This window comes from Bacillus cereus group sp. N11, from assembly GCF_016483605.1.
Lineage (GTDB): Bacteria > Bacillota > Bacilli > Bacillales > Bacillaceae_G > Bacillus_A > Bacillus_A toyonensis.
The window spans coordinates 50,657-70,071 of sequence record NZ_JAEHBN010000015.1 but is presented as its reverse complement, the minus strand read 5'-3'; the positions used below and the strand labels follow the sequence as shown (position 1 = coordinate 70,071).

Here is a 19,415-nt window from a genome sequence, read left to right as displayed (position 1 = left end):
GCATTGATTATGCTTGCTTCTTTTTTATTTTCACATCGTATGTTTAAAAGTAAATAACTCTTCTTTTGACTGCACAACAGATTGTTCTTCTTCTACAACTGGCTTCTTTATCTCTCCGCCTAACCTTACTTTTAACATCGCCTCTTCTATACTTTTTACAATCATATTTCCTGAAAAAATAGTAAGCCCGAAAAATGTAATTGGGACGAGAGGAATCCACGGATGCACTGTTAATGATCTAAAATAGACTCCTATTAACCCTGACCATTCATGTGTGTAAGAGTCTATTTCTTTTATCCCTATCGGTCCACCAAACTGGACTGTCCCTCCAAAAAACACCTCAAGTAACCCTAAATGAAGTAAAATGGTCAAGGTTTGAGTAAACTGTTGAAGAAATACAAGTATAAACGTCATATAGAGATGCGGAAAAAGATGCCTTATAACAATGTGCCTTCTCGATCCACCTAATATGCGCGCGGCATCAACAAATTCTTCTGTTTGTAATTTACGAACTTCCTTCGCAACATACAGTGCAATAACTGGCATCACAAGCATTACAAGTAATACAACTTGAAACGAAGCCCTTTCAAAAAAGCTTGTTGTTTCCTCCCCGCTTCCAAATAGATTTGCAAATTGAAGAAAAAAATACGCAATCATAACTGTTGGAATAACTGTGAAACTATCAAAAAAAGCCTCAATCTTTGAAAAACCTCTTCTTACATATGTTCCAAGTACAACACCAAAGAACACACCTATTACCATTCTAAGTGCCGCAATTAAAATAGATATACCAATCGTCCACTTCGCGCCTTCAATAACTAAATGTAAAAGGTCGTATCCTTTCCGATCTGTCCCGAGTAAAAATTGGAATGAAGGTGAAAACGGTGGCACTTGTGGATTTTCATCCGCATCATATTGCAATGTAACTTGCCTAATGTGTCCATCATTCCATAACGTATTTCCGATGCTCAAAAGAACTAATATGAGAAGAAACCCAATGCTTATCCAAAATCTTTTATCACGTTTTATATACGTCCACATATTATAATCTCTCCTTCATCGCAGCCGGAATGAGATAATGAAACAATTTAAATAAAATAAAAATCGGAATATAAATAAGCAGTACACTAACGATGAAAACCTCCACCCTAATACCTTCGTACGATTTTAAAAACATGAAAATACCACCCGTATTAAAAATCCATTCTATAATATATAAATTAGATAACATAAAAAAGATATTCGTTTTCGCAAAGAAAAGTGTACTAAGCAACACATTTCGTAAAATATGACGATTTAAAATATGAAAACGCCCCAAACCTTTCGCCTTAGCAAATAGTACATAATCTTTTTCTAATTCATTTTCAAAACGAAGCACTACCATTTTTACAAACATAATCGTAGTCGGGATGCTCAAACAAAGTATCGGCAATCCTCTAATCGACTCGCCTCCAATTGAAGCAATTTTAAAAGGTAAAAAACCTGTTTGTTTAAAAAACCATACAACTAAAATTTGTGATACTAAAATAAGAAGAATATCTGGAATGGATTCTAGGAAGATAAGAAATGATTTAATTCGATGTTGTATACGCGGTGAACTACTCATAATTACATAAACGATACAAAATGCTACAAATAATGAAATGAAAAAAGCGGCCAAAAAAATAACAATCGTCTCTTTATAATGGACAAACAACTGTGGGAATAAAAATTTATCTCTCACATATTGCAAATTGGAGAGATCCATTAAGTTCAAAAATACTTCTTTTAAACTCTGTATGTATTTTGATACATCCACCTTAAATCCATAAAATAATTTCGGCAAAGCCCCTAAAATAATAATCCCCAAAATCGAAATAAGAAATTGAATCGTCACTTCCATCCCATTCAAAAATACTTTTTTGACCATTTTTCCCCTTCTCTCTCTATGATTTACCCTTTAATTTTATTCTTAATTTTCTGAATTGTAAATATTCAAACATAAAAAATCACTAGGTTATGATCCTAGTGATTCTTTATGTACATGTTTTTCTCTTTTCGCAAACGGCATATACACAATAAAACATCCAATAAGCGCTGCGAGTTCTAATGAAATAATGTAGTAAGGATGCGGTCCTAACATATCGAGTAATGAGGCAGTTTCTGGCTTATGAGCTAAAAACATATAATTTCCACCCGTTTTGTAATTCACAAACGAAACAATTGGAATCAATATGTTTAAAAATATCATTGTGCGTTTAATAGATTGTACTGTCGGACGATACCCTTCTACCCAGGTCATAAAGAGCGGTGCCCAAATGAGCAATACATGCGCAATGAAATATTCAATGAAACGAAAATGTGGAAAAGCATACTGCAAGTTTGGCGTTAAAATGGCTTGTGATGCACCGATAATTCCTGTGAAAAACACAATCTCATATATGCGATAACTTTTCGTTACAATCATAATTGACGCTAATAATAAACTAATCGTACATAACTCAAATGGTAATGAAGTGCCTAGGTCAAAAATCCCGGCTTTCCATTCCCACATATGAAGCCCAATTTCACTTCCTATAAATAGAAATGTAATCGCATATCGAACCGTTATATTCCACTCAATTTGACGTAATACATCTTGGTATTGATATAAAAAAACGATCCCCACCAACATAATAAATAATATAATGGCATGTTGCCTTGAGTATGGAATAAATGGTTTTAATGGGTGTGCGCTAAAATAAGTTTCCATCTTCCTTCCTCCTCTCCTTCCTACAATATTATTGTAGGAAAGAAACAACGAGTCAATTCATTTGCTTAAGCTAGGACAACCTCTACCTTACATTTACATATTCATACCTTACAAAACTGTAAGGTTATTGTAAGCTAAAACGATTTGTCAGATTCTTCACCTCTTCTATACTTAATGTAGATACTAAAACGAACGAAAAGGTGATAAATAGATGAAGAAGAAAAATAAAGTGTTAATTACTAGTGTAGTAGCAATCGGAATTGCAGCTGGATCATACTTTGCATTTGCTGGTGGTGGTGGTTCAGATGTTGCAATGGCATATAGCAGTTATAAAGTAACAGAAAAACAAATCGAAAACGCGCAAAAATTTGGCGGTGAAGTTATTCCAAACGGAATTGAAACTATTTCATTTGATCCAACAAAAGGCACGTATGAATTAGCGGTTAAAAAAGGCGATGAAGTGAAAAAAGGGCAGCTTCTGTTTAAATATAATGACCCTACTGCTAAACAAGGTGTAACGGAAGCAGAAATGCAAAAGAAAATCGCACAAAAAGAAGTAACATTGTTCCAAAAACAAATTGATGCAGCGAAACAAAAATTACAAAAAGATAAAAATGCAGGTCTTCCTCAGGAAGCATTAAAAGCATCGGAAGTCGAAGTGCAACAATTAGAATCACAACTTGAAATGAAAAAGTTTGAAGTTGAAAAATCTGATGAACTGATTAAAGCAGCAAAAGAGAAAGTAAACAATCTTTCTGTAACAAGTCCTGTTGATGGTGTAATTGATGATATCGTGAAAACTGCTGATGAAAAAACAGGTATGAGTGGCATTACTCTTCGTCATGCTGGTCAATTTAAAGTAAAAGGTCAACTTTCTGAATATGAGCTTGCTAGTATGAAAGTTGGGCAAGAAGTAACTGTTTCATCAAAAACGGTCGCTGGTAAGACTTGGACAGGAAAAGTAACGGAAATTGGTTCTACACCATTAAAGAGCATGGACGAAAATAAAACTGTTTCTAACTATCAATTCACTGTCACATTAGATAATAGTGAAGAATTACAAAACGGCTTCCACGTTTACGTAACAAGTAAATCTGGCGAAGCAACTGGTACAATTGTTCCGAAAAGCAGCATCGTGAAAAAAGGTGACAAAAATGTTGTCTTCGTTGTAAAAGATGGTAAAGCGAAAGAACAAGCGATTACTGTTGAATTCGAGACAGATAGCGAAGCAAAAGTTTCTGGAGTAAAAAAAGGAGAGCAAATTATCTCTAAACCTGAAAAAGACTTAAAAGATGGTATGGAGGTTGTCGCCCAGTGATTAACTTAAAAGGCATCACGAAATCCTTCCAAAATGGTGCAGAGTCCGTTCAAATATTACACGGAATTGACGTAACACTAAACCAAGGAGAATTCACTTCTATAATGGGACCTTCTGGTTCTGGTAAATCAACTTTAATGAACATTATCGGTTGCTTAGATAAACCAACGACAGGTGCGTATGAATTAGCGGGACAAAATATTTCAAACATGTCTGAAACCGAACTTGCACGCGTTCGTAATAAAGAGATCGGGTTCGTATTTCAAAACTTCATGTTATTACCGAGACTTACAGCACTTCAAAATGTAGAACTACCTCTTATTTACGCTGGAGTCGATAAAAAAGAAAGACGTGAACGCTCATTAGCCGCTTTAACAAAAGTTGGTTTAGCAGATCGAGCTACTCACTTACCGAACGAATTATCCGGTGGTCAAAAGCAGCGTGTTGCCGTTGCCCGTGCAATTGTAAATAACCCAAAATTCATTTTAGCTGATGAACCAACGGGTGCACTTGATACGAAAACGAGTACACAAATTATGGACCTCTTTTACGAATTAAACAAACAAGGCTCAACAATCATTATGATTACCCATGATCGTGAAATCGGGGAAGCTGCAGCACGTCAAATTGTAATTCGTGACGGAAATATCGTCCAAGATTGGAGAGGTTAATTTTGAACACGAGTGAAAATATACGCATGGCCCTTTCCTCTATCTTTGCTCATAAAATGCGTTCTATATTAACAATGCTAGGTATTATTATTGGTATTAGCGCCATTATTACTATCATTTCAATGGGTGATGGTACAAATGCAAAGTTTAAAAAAGAATTAGGCCAAGGAAAAGATACAGAAGTAACGATTTACTACAACAACCCTGATTACGGAACTGATAGTGCCAAAATTACAGCTGATATGTTAAAACGTCTTCAAACTGTGCCAGGCGTTAAAGATGTTTATCCAGATGTAAGTATGAAAGTAAAAGCATCTTCTGGTTCAAAAGATGTCTCTCTTGATTTAAGAGGTGGAACAGGCGCCTTCATGACAGATGCGAAAATAAAATTAGTTCACGGTCGTGAATTAAATGATAGTGAATTAAAGCAAGCGATTCCTGCTGTTATTTTAAATGAAGAAGCTTTCAATAAATTATTTAACGGCTGGGAATCAAATTTATACACTGACATAAAAGGAAAGCCATATAAAGTAGTCGGTGTGTATGAAACGAAAAATGATTTCGGAATGGCTATGTCAGAAGGTTATACATCACTTGAAAACGCTCCTGTAATCTCAGGAGTAACTGAGTATGACTCTGTAAGATTAATATTAACTTCACCAGCAGAACGTAAAAGTGTAGAAAAACAAGCCGCTTCTGTTTTAAACGATATGAAAGCTCCTAAATTTGAGCATAAATTTGAAGCTCAAGATATGGGTGAATTTACGAAGCAACTAGATGAATCAATCGGTATGATGAAAATGGTATTCGGTGGTATCGCTGCTATTTCATTACTTGTTGGTGGTATCGGTGTAATGAACATCATGCTTGTATCTGTAACAGAACGTACACGTGAGATCGGTATTCGTAAAGCACTTGGTGCAACACGCGGTAAAGTATTAACGCAATTCTTAATTGAATCTTGTATTTTAACAGGACTAGGTGGTTTTATCGGATTCATGCTCGGTATCTTCTTCGCTTGGATCGTCTCAATCTTTGCCGGATGGCCACTTGTTATCTCAAAAGAACTTGGACTTCTTTCAGTAGGTATTTCAATGCTAATCGGTATTGCATTCGGACTACTACCAGCTAACAAAGCTGCAAAACTGGATCCAATTGAATGTTTACGATATGAGTAAATAAAAAACGTAGGAGTGTACGCTCCTACGTTTTTTATTTACCTATCAAATTGTGTTTCTTCTATTATATATGTTTCACGTTACAACTATCTTTCTAATACTCTTCATTCTTTATAGATACTCGGGCTATTATCGAATCCTATTATTGCAAAAATAATATGTAATAGACAAAATACAAGGCGTAATTTTTTCCATGCATCGACTTATTTTGTAACAATTCTATCGATATTTCATTAAATTTCACCTCATTTATATATTTCCACAGTCAAAAATATTATTATTTTATAACTAAATTTTCGTTTCGACAGTAAAACACACCATTTTTGTAATACTGGAGAAAACAATTAGAAATATTACTGTAATACTATTAACGTTATAGAAATTGAAATACCACTCATTTTATGTTTCACACGCTCTAATCCTCCAAAAAACAATAAGGAAGCGCTATCAGGTTATTTATGGAATTATTACAGAATATTAATGCCCCGTTACGAAAGCTTTGTAATTTTATGTTTTTCGCAAATAAGAAAATAATGGTTGCTATAATGAGGTCAACGAAAACAAATGCAATGGAGGCTATTATGAAAAAATTTATGGGTATAGCAACAGCAGCGGTTTTTGGTCTTGGGATTTTCACAACATCTGCTAAAGCAGAAACAATCGTAACGACTGACGTACTAAACGTACGAGAAAACCCAACTACTGAATCAAAAGTTGTAGGAAAATTATTAGATGGATATAAAGTAAATGTTTTACATACAGAAAACGGATGGTCAAAAGTTAAATTGAATAGCGGTAAAGAAGCTTTCATAAGCGCTGACTATACGAAAGATACTTACTACGTAACAGCAAACGTATTAAACGTACGTGCTGGAGCAAACACAGACTCAGAAATTCTTGGTAAGTTGAAACAAGATGATGTAATCGAAACAACACACGAAGTGCAAAATGACTGGATTCAATTTGAATATAACGGAAAAACAGCTTATGTTCATGTTCCTTACTTAACAGGTAAAGCACCAGTTAAGGTTCAACCAGCAGTTAAAGTTGAAAAAGCAATTAAAGTTCAAGACACAGCTAAAGTTCGTGAAGCAGTTAAAGCTGGTGAAGTAGCTGAAACTCAAGCAAAAGCTAAAGCAGAGGAAGCAACTAAAGCTCGTGAAGTAGCTGAAGCTCAAGCGGAAGTTAAAGCTCAGGAAGCAGCTAAAGCTCGTGAAGAAGCTAAGGCTCAAGCAGAAGCTAAAGCTCAGGCAGATGCTGAAGCTCAAGCAGAAGCTAAAGCAGAGGAAGCAGCTAAAGCTCGTGAAGAAGCTAAAGCTCAGGCAGCAGCTGAAGCTCAAGCAGAAGCTAAAGCAGAGGCAGCGGCTAAGGCTCGTGAAGAAGCTAAAGCTCAGGCAGATGCTGAAGCTCGTGAAGCGGCTAAAGCTCAAAAACCAGCTACACAACAACCTGTTGCAAAAGAAACTGAAACAAGCACACCATCATCTTCTCGTGAGTTAAGAGTTGTAGCAACAGCTTACACAGCAGATCCACTTGAAAATGGTTATAAAGCAGGCGACCAAGTAAAATCAGCTTTAGGTCACAACTTAACAGCAAATCCAAACATGAAACTAATTGCAGTTGATCCAAGTGTCATTCCATTAGGTTCAAAAGTATGGGTTGAAGGTTACGGAGTAGCAATCGCTGGTGATACTGGTGGAGCTATTAAAGGAAATAAAATCGACGTTTTAATGCCAGATAAAGGCACTTCAAGTAACTGGGGACGTAAAACAGTTACAGTGAAAATTTTAAACTAATTACTAAAAAAAAAGAGTCAGTCTCATTGTTGAGGCTGACTCTTTTTTTACTCTATTAAACTACTGAAAAATGTCACAGTAAATGAAATTATATCAACGATTTTTCAAATATATCTATCGTAACCTACAATATATCAACGATTTTTCGAATATATCTATCGTAACTTATAATATATCAACGATTCGACAAGAGATATCGATTTATCGACAAACTTTCACATTAAAAGCACTTTACTATTAAAAAGGCGTTCCAAAATTTAGAACGCCCCCTATCTTCCCTATTCCACACAAGTAAACTGCGTCCAAGCCCCTACATAATCTAGTAAGAATAACTCCTCTTCCGCAATTGTACCGACAATATTTTTTCGTTCATCTATCGGCATCTCTTTCAAGATGATTTGCAGTTCACCTTTGTACTTTCCGAATGAGTTATTACCAATTACAACTTGCCCTCTTTCCTGTAGCACACTTTCGCGCACCGGGAAGTCATAGTCTTTGTACTTTTTACGCACTTCTGTAGAACGTACCATATATTCTGTTATGTCGCCGCGTCTTACGTGTAATTCTTGCAGCGTCGCTTTCTTCTCTACTTCAGTCACTTCGTCTACAAAGTGCACTTTTAGCTGTAACATGTAACGATTTAAGTTTCCTAATTTCTCTAACTCTTCTTCACTCGCATAAGCATTTCCGATAATGACATCATCAATTAGCCCTGTTGCCCATAAATGCTTCGCTTGTACTTCAATTGGTAAATTACGATGCTCTTCTAACGTACATAAACCGTCGTTAATATCCCATGGACCGATGTTTGCGGCATTTGATGTAATAAAGGCTGCACTGCGAATACCGTGCTTTTTAAAACGTTCACTACATCGAATGAAATAATCGTACGGAAGACCAGTAAACTTTTGCGGATAGAAGTTATGGCAACCGATTAAAGCTGATTTATTCGCTTGATGCGAAAGAATATTTTCTAAGTACGCAATATCGTTACTTACATTTAACTCAATTTTTAAACCGTACGGATTATTCGTCATTTTCGCTTCCGTTAACCCGTCAAAGCCTACATCTAAACGAATACCATCTGCGCCTAATTCTACGAAAAATGATAGATCGCTATAACTAATACCAAGCTGATCAAACACAGCCGGAGCTACATCTAAAATAACTTCCATATTGTTATCTTTTGCGTGATTAATAATCTCTTTAAATTCAGCTACAATTTCTTCTTTTGGACGATTCACAGATAACAAACAAGTAAATATTCTTGAAAAACCGTGTCGTGCCGCTGCGGAAATATAAGCCATATCTTTTTCTTTCGTTGAATGCTCTGGATAAAGTGAAATTCCTAATTTACGCTCCATGCTTTTGCATCTCCTTCACACGTTGTATTAATGCCATGCTCGTAAATCTATATTTTGCAGATAAACATGTTGCACATAAAATTGTCGGTACAATAATTACGTACGGTGAGTGTAGACCTAACATTACATATGCACCCATTGAACAACCGATAAACAAAACTGATACGAGTAGTAAAACTAATAAAGATTTACTTTGTACCCATTTCGAATAATGAGCAATGCATTGTCCGATCACAAATGTAATTAAGATGATAATTGCTCCGAGCATTCTGTTTTCTCCTCTCCTGCTATTTGTTGTTTCTCATACATTTTGAAGAATGGATAGTAAATAATAAATGAGATTACAAAGTTAATAATTACAAGTACGCCAGCCATAATTGTCCAGTCAGTACTAATCACTGCTGCAATTGGCGCTAACATCGTAAATGGCAACTTCGCCATCATAAGTGGAATCATACCTGAAACAACTGCGAAATATGATACTGTCGTTGTAACTAACGGTGTAATAACGAACGGAATAATTAAGATTGGGTTCATTACAATCGGTGCCCCGAAAATAATTGGCTCGTTAATATTGAATAAACCTGGCACGAATGATAATCTACCTAACTCTTTTAAAAACTTAGATTTAGAGAACATAAACATAATGACTAAAGCTAACGTTGAACCCGACCCACCAATCCATACGAACCATTGAATAAATTGCTCTGTAAATAAGTTTGGTAACTGATGTGCATTTCCTGTAGCTGTGAACACTTCCATATTTTCAAGAATTGCTGAATCCCACATCGGACGAATGATTGGTCCTAAAATCGCTGGGCCATGAATACCGAATGACCAGAAGAACACGATTAAAAATACTGTTAATAAACCGCCGAATAAATTGTTTCCTACTAATACTGACTTTAATGGTGCGATTAAATATGTGATCGTTGTATTTACATCAAATTTTAAACCGTAACGAATACCCCAGAATAAAAGAATAACTACTAGAGTTGGAATTAATGCTGCAAACGAGTTTGCAACTGCTGGAGGTACACTTTCTGGTAATTTAATCGAAATATTATGCTTAATCATAAAATGATAAATTTCTACTGCAATTAATGCAGTAACAATTGCGCCGAATAAAGACGTGGCACTTAATGTTCCTACTGAAATGTATCTACCCGCATCAATAACACCTGGTACAGCTTTCGTAATTTGAATTGGTTCAACTGATGCTAATAAAAAGGCGAGTACAGAGAGTAACCCTGCGCTTAATTGATTGAGCTGATAAAAATTAGCGAGCGAAGCCCCTACCCCAAAAGCTGCGTATAATGCCATTAAGCCTACTGTAAATCGGAATGGAATATCTAAAATATGACGAAACGGTGCAATCCACTCCATATATGCATCAATTGGTAAGTTTAAAAAGATAACGAAAAATGATCCGACGATCGTTAATGGTAATGTAGAAATAACCCCGTTTCGAATTGCTAATAAATGTCGCTGTCCTGCAATCTTTTGCGTTGTTGGCATAATCTTCTGTTCCATAAAACTCATAAACCCATTCATCAATAGCCCTCCCTTTGTTCAATATAACCAAAAGTTATAACATTATAATGTTTATGTTTAAAAAAATATAATTACGCTAAAACTAATTCTTCTGCCTGCTTAAGTACTTTCAAACCGTCACACATGCCATAATCTCGTTGGTTTATAATAGCAACTGGTATATCGTATGACTTTGCAAGAAACGCTACGGCCGGAAATAAATATTTCACTTGCGGACCAATTAAAACGGCATCTGCTTCCTTAATTTCAAGCTTCACAAGTTCTGAATCAACTGCCTTAATTTTATAATCCTTCCCTTGTTTCTTCGCCTCTTCTTGCATTTTTCTTACAACCATACTCGTTGACATACCTGCAGCACAACATAATAAAATATACATATTATACTGTCACTTTCTCTTTCTCTTCCACACGTTTATGAAGAGCGATAAATTCTTCAGCAAGTTCTTTCACTGTAATTGCATTCATTAAATGATCTTGTGCATGCACTAACAGTAAACTTATTTCTGCATGATTTCCTCTTGCTTCCTCTTGAATTAAATCCGTCTGAATACGATGAGCTGCTGAAATTTCTTCACTAGCAAGTTCCATCTTTTCACTCGCATTCTCAAAATCTCCTTGTCTTGCAAAAGCGATTGCTTCAAGCGCCGCGCTTCTCGCGTTGCCACCATGTAAAATTAACGCAAATGGAGTTTGCATATCAGTCATTTTAACTTCCCCCAAGCTTTGTTTTTCTATATGTTCATCTTATTATGAAAACGCATACAATTAAACATAAAAAACTTCCGTTATGTAACGGAAGTTTTTATATACTTTTTCAATACGATAATAAAATCTCTTGAAAACCTTCAATTAATTCAGCCTGAGTTAATTTCTCTATCGTATTCTGATTAGACATAATATCATATAAAAAATCATAAAGCCGTTGCAAATCTTCATTATTATTGCGCTTCACACTAAATAAAATAATCAATTGTACTTTTTTATCTCCCCACTCAACAGCCTTATCAAGTGTACAAAATATCAAAAATGTTTCCTCACTTAATAACTGCATCGGATGCGGAATCGCCACTAAATTTCCAACCGCTGTCGGAGATGTATTTTCTCTTTCCATAACAGAAGCATAAAAATTTTCTGACACATAGTTTTTCTCAGTGGCTTTCTCACATAAAAATTGAATAACTTCTTCTTTCGTAGAAGCACTACGATTTAAAAAGATTAAATCTTCTTTTATATATTGCTGCACACTATTATTCACATGCGTAAACAATTGCTGACCAATCGATTTAATCTCTTTATCATCAAATATTGAGTTCACTTTTATAACTGGAACAGGCAAACCACTCGGTATATGAATCGTACTAATAATACAATCTATTTTGTCTTTATAAAGGTCTTCTACTTTCAATTGATAATAACCTGTAATACCTACAATCTCTAATTTATCTCGAAACTGTGATAAAATTTTATATTTTAATAGTTGTGCACTCCCTTGACCAGTCGCACAAACTAGTAAACATCTTTTCTTTTGATTCTGCTCCTGCAAACGGCTCATCGCTCCGCCGAAATGAATAGCAATATAACCAATTTCACTTTCCGGAATCGTTTCACCCGTATATTCACCAATTATATCTCCAACGAGAACCGCAATTTCAAAAGCATACGGATAATTCTTTTTCACTTCTGCCAAAAGAGGATTTCTCGTATTTAACTTATACTTCAAACGATTTAATAACGTTTTTAAATGAACACCAAATCCAAATAATAATTCTTCATCATAATAAAAAATAAGATTCCGTTCTTCCGCTACTTTAAAAAGAATATGTTGCATAAATGCATATATATCTTTTCCTAATAGCTCTTCTACATTTTCATAGCGATCTCTCGCTGTAACAGCAGTACTTAACAAATGCACCGTCACATATAATACTTCTTCTTCTGGAAATAAAAGTTTTAACTCTTTCTCTAAATCTCCTAAAATCTGCTTCGCAATTGTATATTCTTTCTTTATTATAAGTTCTGATTGCTCCACATGCAGTCCTGTCATATAATGTTGACTTTGACAACGCTTTAATGCGATTGCAATATGAATGACTAAATTATCAATTTCTATATCAGATAAATATATTGTTCCACCCTCAATATACTTTAATATAATTGAACGAATGAGTGATATATGAGGTAACGATACATATGTATCCGTCTGCTCAAATTGCTCATGAAACGGAGTATGTTCATAACGTGGTAAACCATATTGTGATAAACAAGAACGAATATTAAATTCCTCTCCCACAATACGTATACCATAATACGGTCTCTTTTCAATTTGCAATGTATAGCGACCGCATATATCTGTAACATCTTTCATAATTAAATTTACAGTTGATTTACTCACGTAAATTTCTTCTGCTAACTGCGAAAGCTTCACATATCCTTCTGTCGTTAAAACACGTTGTAAAATATACGCAACTCTTTCTTCATAAGAAGTTGGGATCTTTTTCGTCTGTTTTTGAAATAGACTCACACAAAACTCTTCAAATATCTTCGTTTGTATAATTTCTAGTTCATATCCAGTCCCTCTTTGCGATTCGATTTTCGCTCCGTTTTCTTCCAATATATCATTTAATAATTTTATATCTTTTTGAATCGTCTTCGTTGATACATGTAATCGGTTCGCTAAAAAAGCTCGATTTAACATCGATTTCTCTTCTAAAAACTCCTCTAAAATAGAAATTAATCGCTGATGCACCTTTGTCATAGCTCTTCCTCTCGCTCTTTATATATAAAGGGGGAAAAGCTGCTGAAATCAGTAGTTTTTCCCCTTTATATTCTCTCTATTTCTTTAATGTAAATCCGAATTTATCCCAAGCATGTAAATAATCTAGTAAGAAAATCTCTTCTTCTATAATTCGACCAACTACATTTGTTTTTCCTGTATTCACCATATCTTTTAATGCAATTTGTAATTCACCTTTATACTGGCCATATTGCTCATTATCAATTAAAAGATCGCCACGCTTAATTTCACGCGTATTATGAGGTTTAAACTCTTCTTTTTTATATTTCACACGACTTTGTGTAGAACGAATCATATATTCAGATACATCCCCGCGATAAAAATGAGGTTCTTCTAATACGATAATTCTTTCTAAATTTGTCGTTGTATCGTATAGTTCTATATCAAATGTTTGTTTCTCTTTATTTAACGCACCTAGTGCTTGTAATTCTTCTTCTGATGCATAAGCGTTCGCAATAATAACATCATCAATTAATTCTGTCGCAAATAAATGCTTCGCTTGCGTTGTCATCGGTAATTCACGATGCTCTTCTAACGTACATAAACCTTCTGTTACTGGCCAAGGTCCGTATGTTGCATCAAATGATGAAATAAATGCAGCTGTTCTCATGCCGTATTCTTTAAATTGTTTCGAGCATGTAATGAAATGATCGTATGATAACCCCGAATAGCGGTGCGGATAAAAATTATGACAGCCAATTAAATTCTCACGGTTTGGTCTATGACTCATAATGTTATCTACATACTTCGTACCATTACTCATATTAATCTCAATTTTCAAACCATACGGATTATAAGTCATAATTGATTCTTCTAATCCTGAGAAACCAACATCTAAACGAATACCGTACGCACCTAATTCATGGAAGAATGATAAATCATTATACGAAATACCTAATTGTTCAAAAACAGATGGACTAATATCAACTAATACTTGGAACCCTAATGCATTCGCATGAGAGATCGTTTCTTTAAATTCTTCAATAATTTTCTCTTTTTCTCCATCCACAGATAGTAAACATGTGAACACACGTGTAAATCCGTATTTACTTGCTAATGTTACATATTCCTTATCTTTCTCTACCGTTGAATGTTCTGGATAAATAGAAATACCTAATCGTCTCATATGTACACGCCTCTTTCTTCATTGTTTTGTAAACCTTTTCAAATATATGTAGTAAAAAAGTATATATCCCCTTCTCATTCACTACCTTTTGAATCCGCTTTCTTTAAAGAAAAAACAATTTCTATCATTCATAACAACTACAAGTCTATACATCTATACTTTACATCTTTTTTTCATAGTTGTGTAGCGTTTACACAAATTTGTCAGTTTTTCATTTTAAAAATTGTTATCCGCTTTCAAGACACCTTCCTTGACTGCTACATTGACCAATACATATACTCAAAAGAAAAGAGATAAAGTGAAACTTTAATCAGTGGGGGTTTTGTTCATCCCCCACCGATTATTAGCCTTCACCAATCGGGCGTTTGCGGGCAGCAGGGCTTCCACCTAACTTCTTTGCTCCAGCCAGATTTTGAGGTGGGAATTTTACTGTCCGCAAATAGCGGAAAAAATGTATATAGGGGATGAATATATGGGAGAGGCAATACTCGTAAAACGAGAACCGTTATGGACAAAAGAGTTTGTTGCTTTAATTTTTGCAAACTTATGTATGTTTTTAGGGTTTCAAATGTTAATTCCAACTTTACCTGTTTATGTGAAAGAAATCGGTGGCACAAGTTCAAATATCGGATTGGTCGTCGGTATGTTTACCGTTGCGGCACTTTTTGTTAGACCGCTAACTGGAAACGCCTTACAGAAATTTAATAAAAAAATCATTTTAATGATCGGTACTGCTATTTGTTTACTCGCTATGGGCAGTTACCTTTTCGCCTCTACCATTTTTCTCTTGCTTGCCGTTCGTATTTTACACGGAGCTGGCTTCGGTATTACAACGACTACATATGGAACTGTCGTTTCTGATTTAATTCCAGCAGCTCGCCGCGGGGAAGGCATGGGATATTTCGGACTTTCTGGAACCATTGCAATGGCTCTCGGCCCACTAATCGGACTATGGCTTATGCAAGCATATAATTTCAACGTTCTTTTTTTATGTGCACTTTCATGCACAATCGTTTCATTAATTTTAACGAAACTACTTCAAATCCAAAAAACGAAACAACCACCAAAACAATCATCTGATACTTTTCTCGATGGATTTATTGAGCGCAAAGCTTTACTTCCTTCATTATTAATATTATGTATTACATTAATGTACGGAGGAATCGGCAGCTTTATCACACTATTTGCTACCGAAGTTGGCATTGCTGATATTAGTCTCTTCTTTTTATGTAACGCGCTAGCAATCGCTGTAACTCGTCCATTTTCCGGAAAGTTATATGATGCGAAAGGCCATACATTCGTCATCATTCCAGGGGTTATTATAACGTTCGCAGGTATTATTTTATTGTCGTATACAACGACAATTCCGAGCTTAGTTATTGCGGCAGCCTGTTACGGAAGTGGCTTCGGAGCGATTCAGCCTGCGCTACAAGCATGGATGATCGACCGAGTAGCACCGCACCGACGAGGAGTCGCAACAGCTACATTCTTCTCAGCATTTGACCTTGGAATTGGTGCGGGAGCGATTATTTTCGGATTCATTGCACATTTTACAAACTATGCGACTGTATATCGTTATTCTTCCCTATTACTTATTGCTTTTCTGTTCATTTACATTACAAGTATAAGAAAACAAAAGCACGGAGATAAAAATACAGAAAAAGCTGCTGGATAATTTAGCGGCTTTTTTTTCTTGCAAAAAAAGACTACTTAATAAATATTAAACCCCATGTTGGCTTTATAAAACTACATGCATTTCCCTACATATTTTTTTAACTTTCATCAAAAAATATACAATGAACTTGTAGAAGATTTCTTTGATATATAATTGAATAATACTATTCTAAAAAATGTGATTTCTTTACAAAAACACTATTTACAAAAAACGAAAACCATTAAAATACAGCTGTTTCTTTAAAGAATTGTAAACTTTTCACCTCTTTGTAAATTTAGTGTAAATTTTACTAGCAAACCGTTTACAGTGCCTCAAGGTTTAGTTAATAATTACATCGTACATGAAATTTAAGGAGTGGAATGCGTGGAATATAATGTTCAAGAAATGATCTTCCAATTCATTGGTGGATTAGGTATTTTCTTATTCGGGATTAAATACATGGGCGATGGACTGCAACAAGCAGCTGGAGATCGTCTTCGCGATATTTTAGATCGTTTTACAACGAACCCACTTATGGGTGTACTAGCAGGTATGTTAGTTACTGTATTAATTCAATCAAGTTCAGGAACAACCGCTTTAACAGTCGGACTTGTAAGTGCCGGATTTATGACATTAAGACAAGCAATTGGTGTTATTATGGGTGCGAACATCGGTACGACAGTTACTGCATTTATTATCGGGATTAAAATCGGAGAATACGCTCTCCCAGTTATGGCAGTTGGAGCGATTTTACTATTCTTCTTTAAAAATAAAAAAGTACATTCTGTAGGTCAAGTTGTATTCGGTTTTGGTATGTTATTCTTCGGTTTAGAATTAATGAGCGCAGGTATGAAACCTCTTCGTTCATTAGAGGCATTCCAAGATTTAATGATTAGCATGAGTGATAATCCAATTTTAGGAATTATTGTCGGTACAGTCTTCACTTTAATTGTACAAAGCTCAAGCGCAACAATCGGTATTTTACAAGAATTATTCGGGCAAGGTGCAATCGATTTACAAGCTGCCCTTCCTGTATTATTCGGTGATAACATCGGTACGACAATTACAGCAGTATTAGCAGCAATCGGTACTTCAATTGCAGCAAGACGTGCAGCATTAGTTCACGTTATCTTTAATATTATCGGTACCATTATCTTTACGATTATATTGATACCATTTACAAATTTAATTCAATATTTCCAAACGTCATTAAACTTGAATCCAGAAATGACAATTGCATTTGCACATGGAACATTTAACGTAACGAATACAATCATTCAGTTCCCATTCATTGCAGTATTAGCCTGGATTGTAACAAAAATTATTCGTGGTGAAGATGCATCTATTAACTTCAAACCACAACATTTAAATCCAATCTTTATTGAACAATCTCCAGCTATTGCTTTAACAGAAGCTCAAAAAGAGATTATCCGTATGGCGGAGTTTTCATTAGATGGATTAAAAGAAGCAAACCAGTTTTTAAATACACAAGACAAAAAACACGCTAATATGGCTACTCAATTAGAAGGAGCTATTAACAATTTAGATAAAAAAATTACCGAGTATTTAGTTTTACTATCAGAAAAACCACTTTCATCAGCAGATTCTGAGAAGCATTCTGTTTTAGCTGGTGTTGTTGGAGATATTGAACGTGTCGGTGATCATGTAGAAAACCTTGTAGAACTTGTAGATTTCCAAATTTCAAACCGCGTTTCACTATCAGACGACGCACTAACTGAATTAAATGAAATGCTTGAATTAACAATTTCAACATTACAAGATGCAATCAATGCTTTAACAAACTTTGACACTGAACTAGCTCAAACTGTTATTGCAAAAGAACGTAAAATCGACCAAATGGAACGTGTTCTTCGCAAACGTCACGTAATACGTCTAAACGAACGCAGCTGTTCAGGCGATGCAAGCATCATCTTCGTTGACATGGTAAGTAACTTAGAGCGTATCGGTGATCACGCTGTAAATATCGCTGACGGTGTTTTAGGTGAACAAGGAAAAATCAATCTAAAACAATCATTATAATAGGAAAGAGACGCTCAAGTTAGCGTCTCTTTTTTATTTCATATTTACAACTGTTCTTCCTTTTAACTTTCCTTGCAATATGAGCGAAAACTTCTCATCTAATTTTTCTAATGTACATTCTTCTGTATAAGATAATAGTTCTAAGTTTTTCCACTCTGTCGCTAACAATGCCCACACTTCTCTTCTCATATCTACTGGACATTGTACGGAATCTATTCCTACAAGGCTAACACCTCGCAAAATAAACGGATATACTGTTGTGTGTAATTCATGCCCTGCCACATTACCACATGTCGTTACACAACCGGCATATCGTACCAATTTCAATGCTGTTTCTAACATCTTTCCGCCCACAGTATCGATAACCCCGGCGTATATTCCTTTAAGCATTGGCCTTCCTGATTCATCACTCAACTCTTCACGCTGAATTACCTTCTTTGCTCCTAAACGTAGTAACATCTCTTCTTCTTCCAATTTCCCTGTTGCTCCGACTACGTTATATCCTAACTTACTTAAAATACTAACCGCTACACTACCTACACCGCCCGTAGCACCCGTTACTAAAACATCTCCCATATTAGGCATAATTCCTGCTCCAATGAGCTTATATACCGATAGTGCAGCTGTAAAACCAGCTGTCCCATACATCATACTTTCCTTCAAAGACATTCCTTCTGGTAAAGAAACAATCCAAGATGATGGCACGCGAATATATTCTCCGAATCCACCAGACGTATTCATACCTAAATCATACCCCGTTACAATAACTTGATCCCCTACCTTAAAGGAACCATCTTCACTACTCACAACTTCTCCTGCAGCATCGATTCCTGGCGTGTGAGGATATGTTCTCGTTACACCTTTATTACCAGTAGCTGAAAGCGCATCTTTATAATTTAATGAAGAGTAATGAACTCGTATTAGCACATCTCCTTCAGGTAAACGATTGATTTCTCTCTCAACAAGCTTTCTTTCAAATTGATTATTTTCTTTTTCTTTCACGACGATTGCTCGGAATGATGTATGACCCATTATGCTCTCTCCTTCATCCGTAAAATTCTTCTTTATTATATAGAAGAAATAAGTAGTACTACCAATTTCTTATTGGCTATATTTCAACAAATCTTACTTCTCTCTCACTTTCTCACAATATATATTTTCATTTCTACTAAAAAAACATATACTTATC

At 35.3% G+C, this 19,415-nt stretch carries 17 protein-coding genes; 6 read left to right on the top strand and 11 right to left on the bottom strand.

Annotated elements, in window-relative coordinates; all coding sequences use genetic code 11:
* Positions 1-30: 30 nt before the first annotated feature.
* From JDS98_RS22705 to JDS98_RS22695, 3 genes are all read right to left on the bottom strand, one after another.
* Positions 31-1,041, bottom strand: a complete 1,011-nt coding sequence (locus JDS98_RS22705) for an ABC transporter permease (protein ID WP_097957352.1) — start codon at positions 1,039-1,041, stop codon at positions 31-33.
* Between the two features lies 1 nt (position 1,042).
* Complete coding sequence (locus JDS98_RS22700; RefSeq protein WP_097957354.1) at positions 1,043-1,909, bottom strand: ABC transporter permease subunit; 867 nt, start codon at positions 1,907-1,909, stop codon at positions 1,043-1,045.
* Positions 1,910-1,996: 87 nt separating this feature from the next.
* Entirely contained in the window at positions 1,997-2,731 is a 735-nt protein-coding gene (locus JDS98_RS22695; protein WP_097957355.1) for a YwaF family protein, read from the bottom strand.
* A 211-nt stretch (positions 2,732-2,942) separates the two neighbouring features.
* Between JDS98_RS22695 and JDS98_RS22690 the strand changes: the two genes are divergently transcribed.
* From JDS98_RS22690 to entC, 4 genes are all read left to right on the top strand, one after another.
* Positions 2,943-4,049 (top strand): efflux RND transporter periplasmic adaptor subunit, encoded by a 1,107-nt coding sequence (locus JDS98_RS22690; RefSeq protein WP_199634340.1) that lies wholly within the window; start codon positions 2,943-2,945, stop codon positions 4,047-4,049.
* Positions 4,046-4,720 carry an ABC transporter ATP-binding protein gene (locus JDS98_RS22685; protein ID WP_000609098.1) on the top strand — a complete coding sequence of 225 codons (675 nt, stop codon included), beginning with the start codon at positions 4,046-4,048 and terminating at the stop codon, positions 4,718-4,720. The genes JDS98_RS22690 and JDS98_RS22685 overlap by 4 nt, the downstream gene beginning before the upstream one ends.
* A 26-nt stretch (positions 4,721-4,746) precedes the next feature.
* Complete coding sequence (locus JDS98_RS22680) at positions 4,747-5,898, top strand: ABC transporter permease (RefSeq protein ID WP_002038017.1); 1,152 nt, start codon at positions 4,747-4,749, stop codon at positions 5,896-5,898.
* A 458-nt stretch (positions 5,899-6,356) separates the two neighbouring features.
* Positions 6,357-7,694 carry a cell wall-binding protein EntC gene (entC, locus tag JDS98_RS22675; protein ID WP_199634339.1) on the top strand — a complete coding sequence of 446 codons (1,338 nt, stop codon included), beginning with the start codon at positions 6,357-6,359 and terminating at the stop codon, positions 7,692-7,694.
* Between the two features lie 278 nt (positions 7,695-7,972).
* Here the strand turns inward: entC and JDS98_RS22670 are convergent, their stop codons facing one another.
* The 7 genes from JDS98_RS22670 to JDS98_RS22640 form a co-directional block, all read right to left on the bottom strand.
* Positions 7,973-9,058 carry a DUF871 domain-containing protein gene (locus tag JDS98_RS22670; protein WP_199634338.1) on the bottom strand — a complete coding sequence of 362 codons (1,086 nt, stop codon included), beginning with the start codon at positions 9,056-9,058 and terminating at the stop codon, positions 7,973-7,975.
* Positions 9,048-9,326: a hypothetical protein gene (locus tag JDS98_RS22665; protein WP_000900039.1), complete on the bottom strand. Its 279-nt coding sequence runs from the start codon at positions 9,324-9,326 to the stop codon at positions 9,048-9,050. Before JDS98_RS22665 ends, JDS98_RS22670 begins: the two co-directional genes overlap by 11 nt.
* Positions 9,302-10,612 carry a PTS sugar transporter subunit IIC gene (locus JDS98_RS22660; RefSeq protein WP_001013063.1) on the bottom strand — a complete coding sequence of 437 codons (1,311 nt, stop codon included), beginning with the start codon at positions 10,610-10,612 and terminating at the stop codon, positions 9,302-9,304. The genes JDS98_RS22665 and JDS98_RS22660 overlap by 25 nt, the downstream gene beginning before the upstream one ends.
* Positions 10,613-10,683: 71 nt before the next feature.
* Complete coding sequence (locus tag JDS98_RS22655) at positions 10,684-10,989, bottom strand: PTS sugar transporter subunit IIB (protein ID WP_000275634.1); 306 nt, start codon at positions 10,987-10,989, stop codon at positions 10,684-10,686.
* A 1-nt stretch (position 10,990) separates the two neighbouring features.
* Complete coding sequence (locus tag JDS98_RS22650) at positions 10,991-11,317, bottom strand: PTS lactose/cellobiose transporter subunit IIA (RefSeq protein ID WP_199632607.1); 327 nt, start codon at positions 11,315-11,317, stop codon at positions 10,991-10,993.
* A 109-nt stretch (positions 11,318-11,426) separates the two neighbouring features.
* Positions 11,427-13,367, bottom strand: coding sequence for a BglG family transcription antiterminator (locus JDS98_RS22645; protein WP_199632606.1), 1,941 nt, complete (start codon positions 13,365-13,367; stop codon positions 11,427-11,429).
* A gap of 76 nt (positions 13,368-13,443) precedes the next feature.
* On the bottom strand, positions 13,444-14,532 hold the full coding sequence (locus JDS98_RS22640) for a DUF871 domain-containing protein (RefSeq protein WP_199634337.1): 1,089 nt from the start codon (positions 14,530-14,532) through the stop codon (positions 13,444-13,446).
* 472 nt (positions 14,533-15,004) lie between these two features.
* Here JDS98_RS22640 and JDS98_RS22635 point away from each other — a divergent pair, with 472 nt between their 5' ends.
* Both JDS98_RS22635 and JDS98_RS22630 read left to right on the top strand, forming a co-directional pair.
* Entirely contained in the window at positions 15,005-16,207 is a 1,203-nt protein-coding gene (locus tag JDS98_RS22635) for an MFS transporter (protein WP_000503249.1), read from the top strand.
* Between the two features lie 363 nt (positions 16,208-16,570).
* Complete coding sequence (locus JDS98_RS22630; RefSeq protein WP_000456282.1) at positions 16,571-18,226, top strand: Na/Pi cotransporter family protein; 1,656 nt, start codon at positions 16,571-16,573, stop codon at positions 18,224-18,226.
* A 33-nt stretch (positions 18,227-18,259) separates the two neighbouring features.
* Here the strand turns inward: JDS98_RS22630 and JDS98_RS22625 are convergent, their stop codons facing one another.
* Positions 18,260-19,324 (bottom strand): YhdH/YhfP family quinone oxidoreductase, encoded by a 1,065-nt coding sequence (locus JDS98_RS22625; protein WP_307838291.1) that lies wholly within the window; start codon positions 19,322-19,324, stop codon positions 18,260-18,262.
* Positions 19,325-19,415 lie beyond the last annotated feature (91 nt).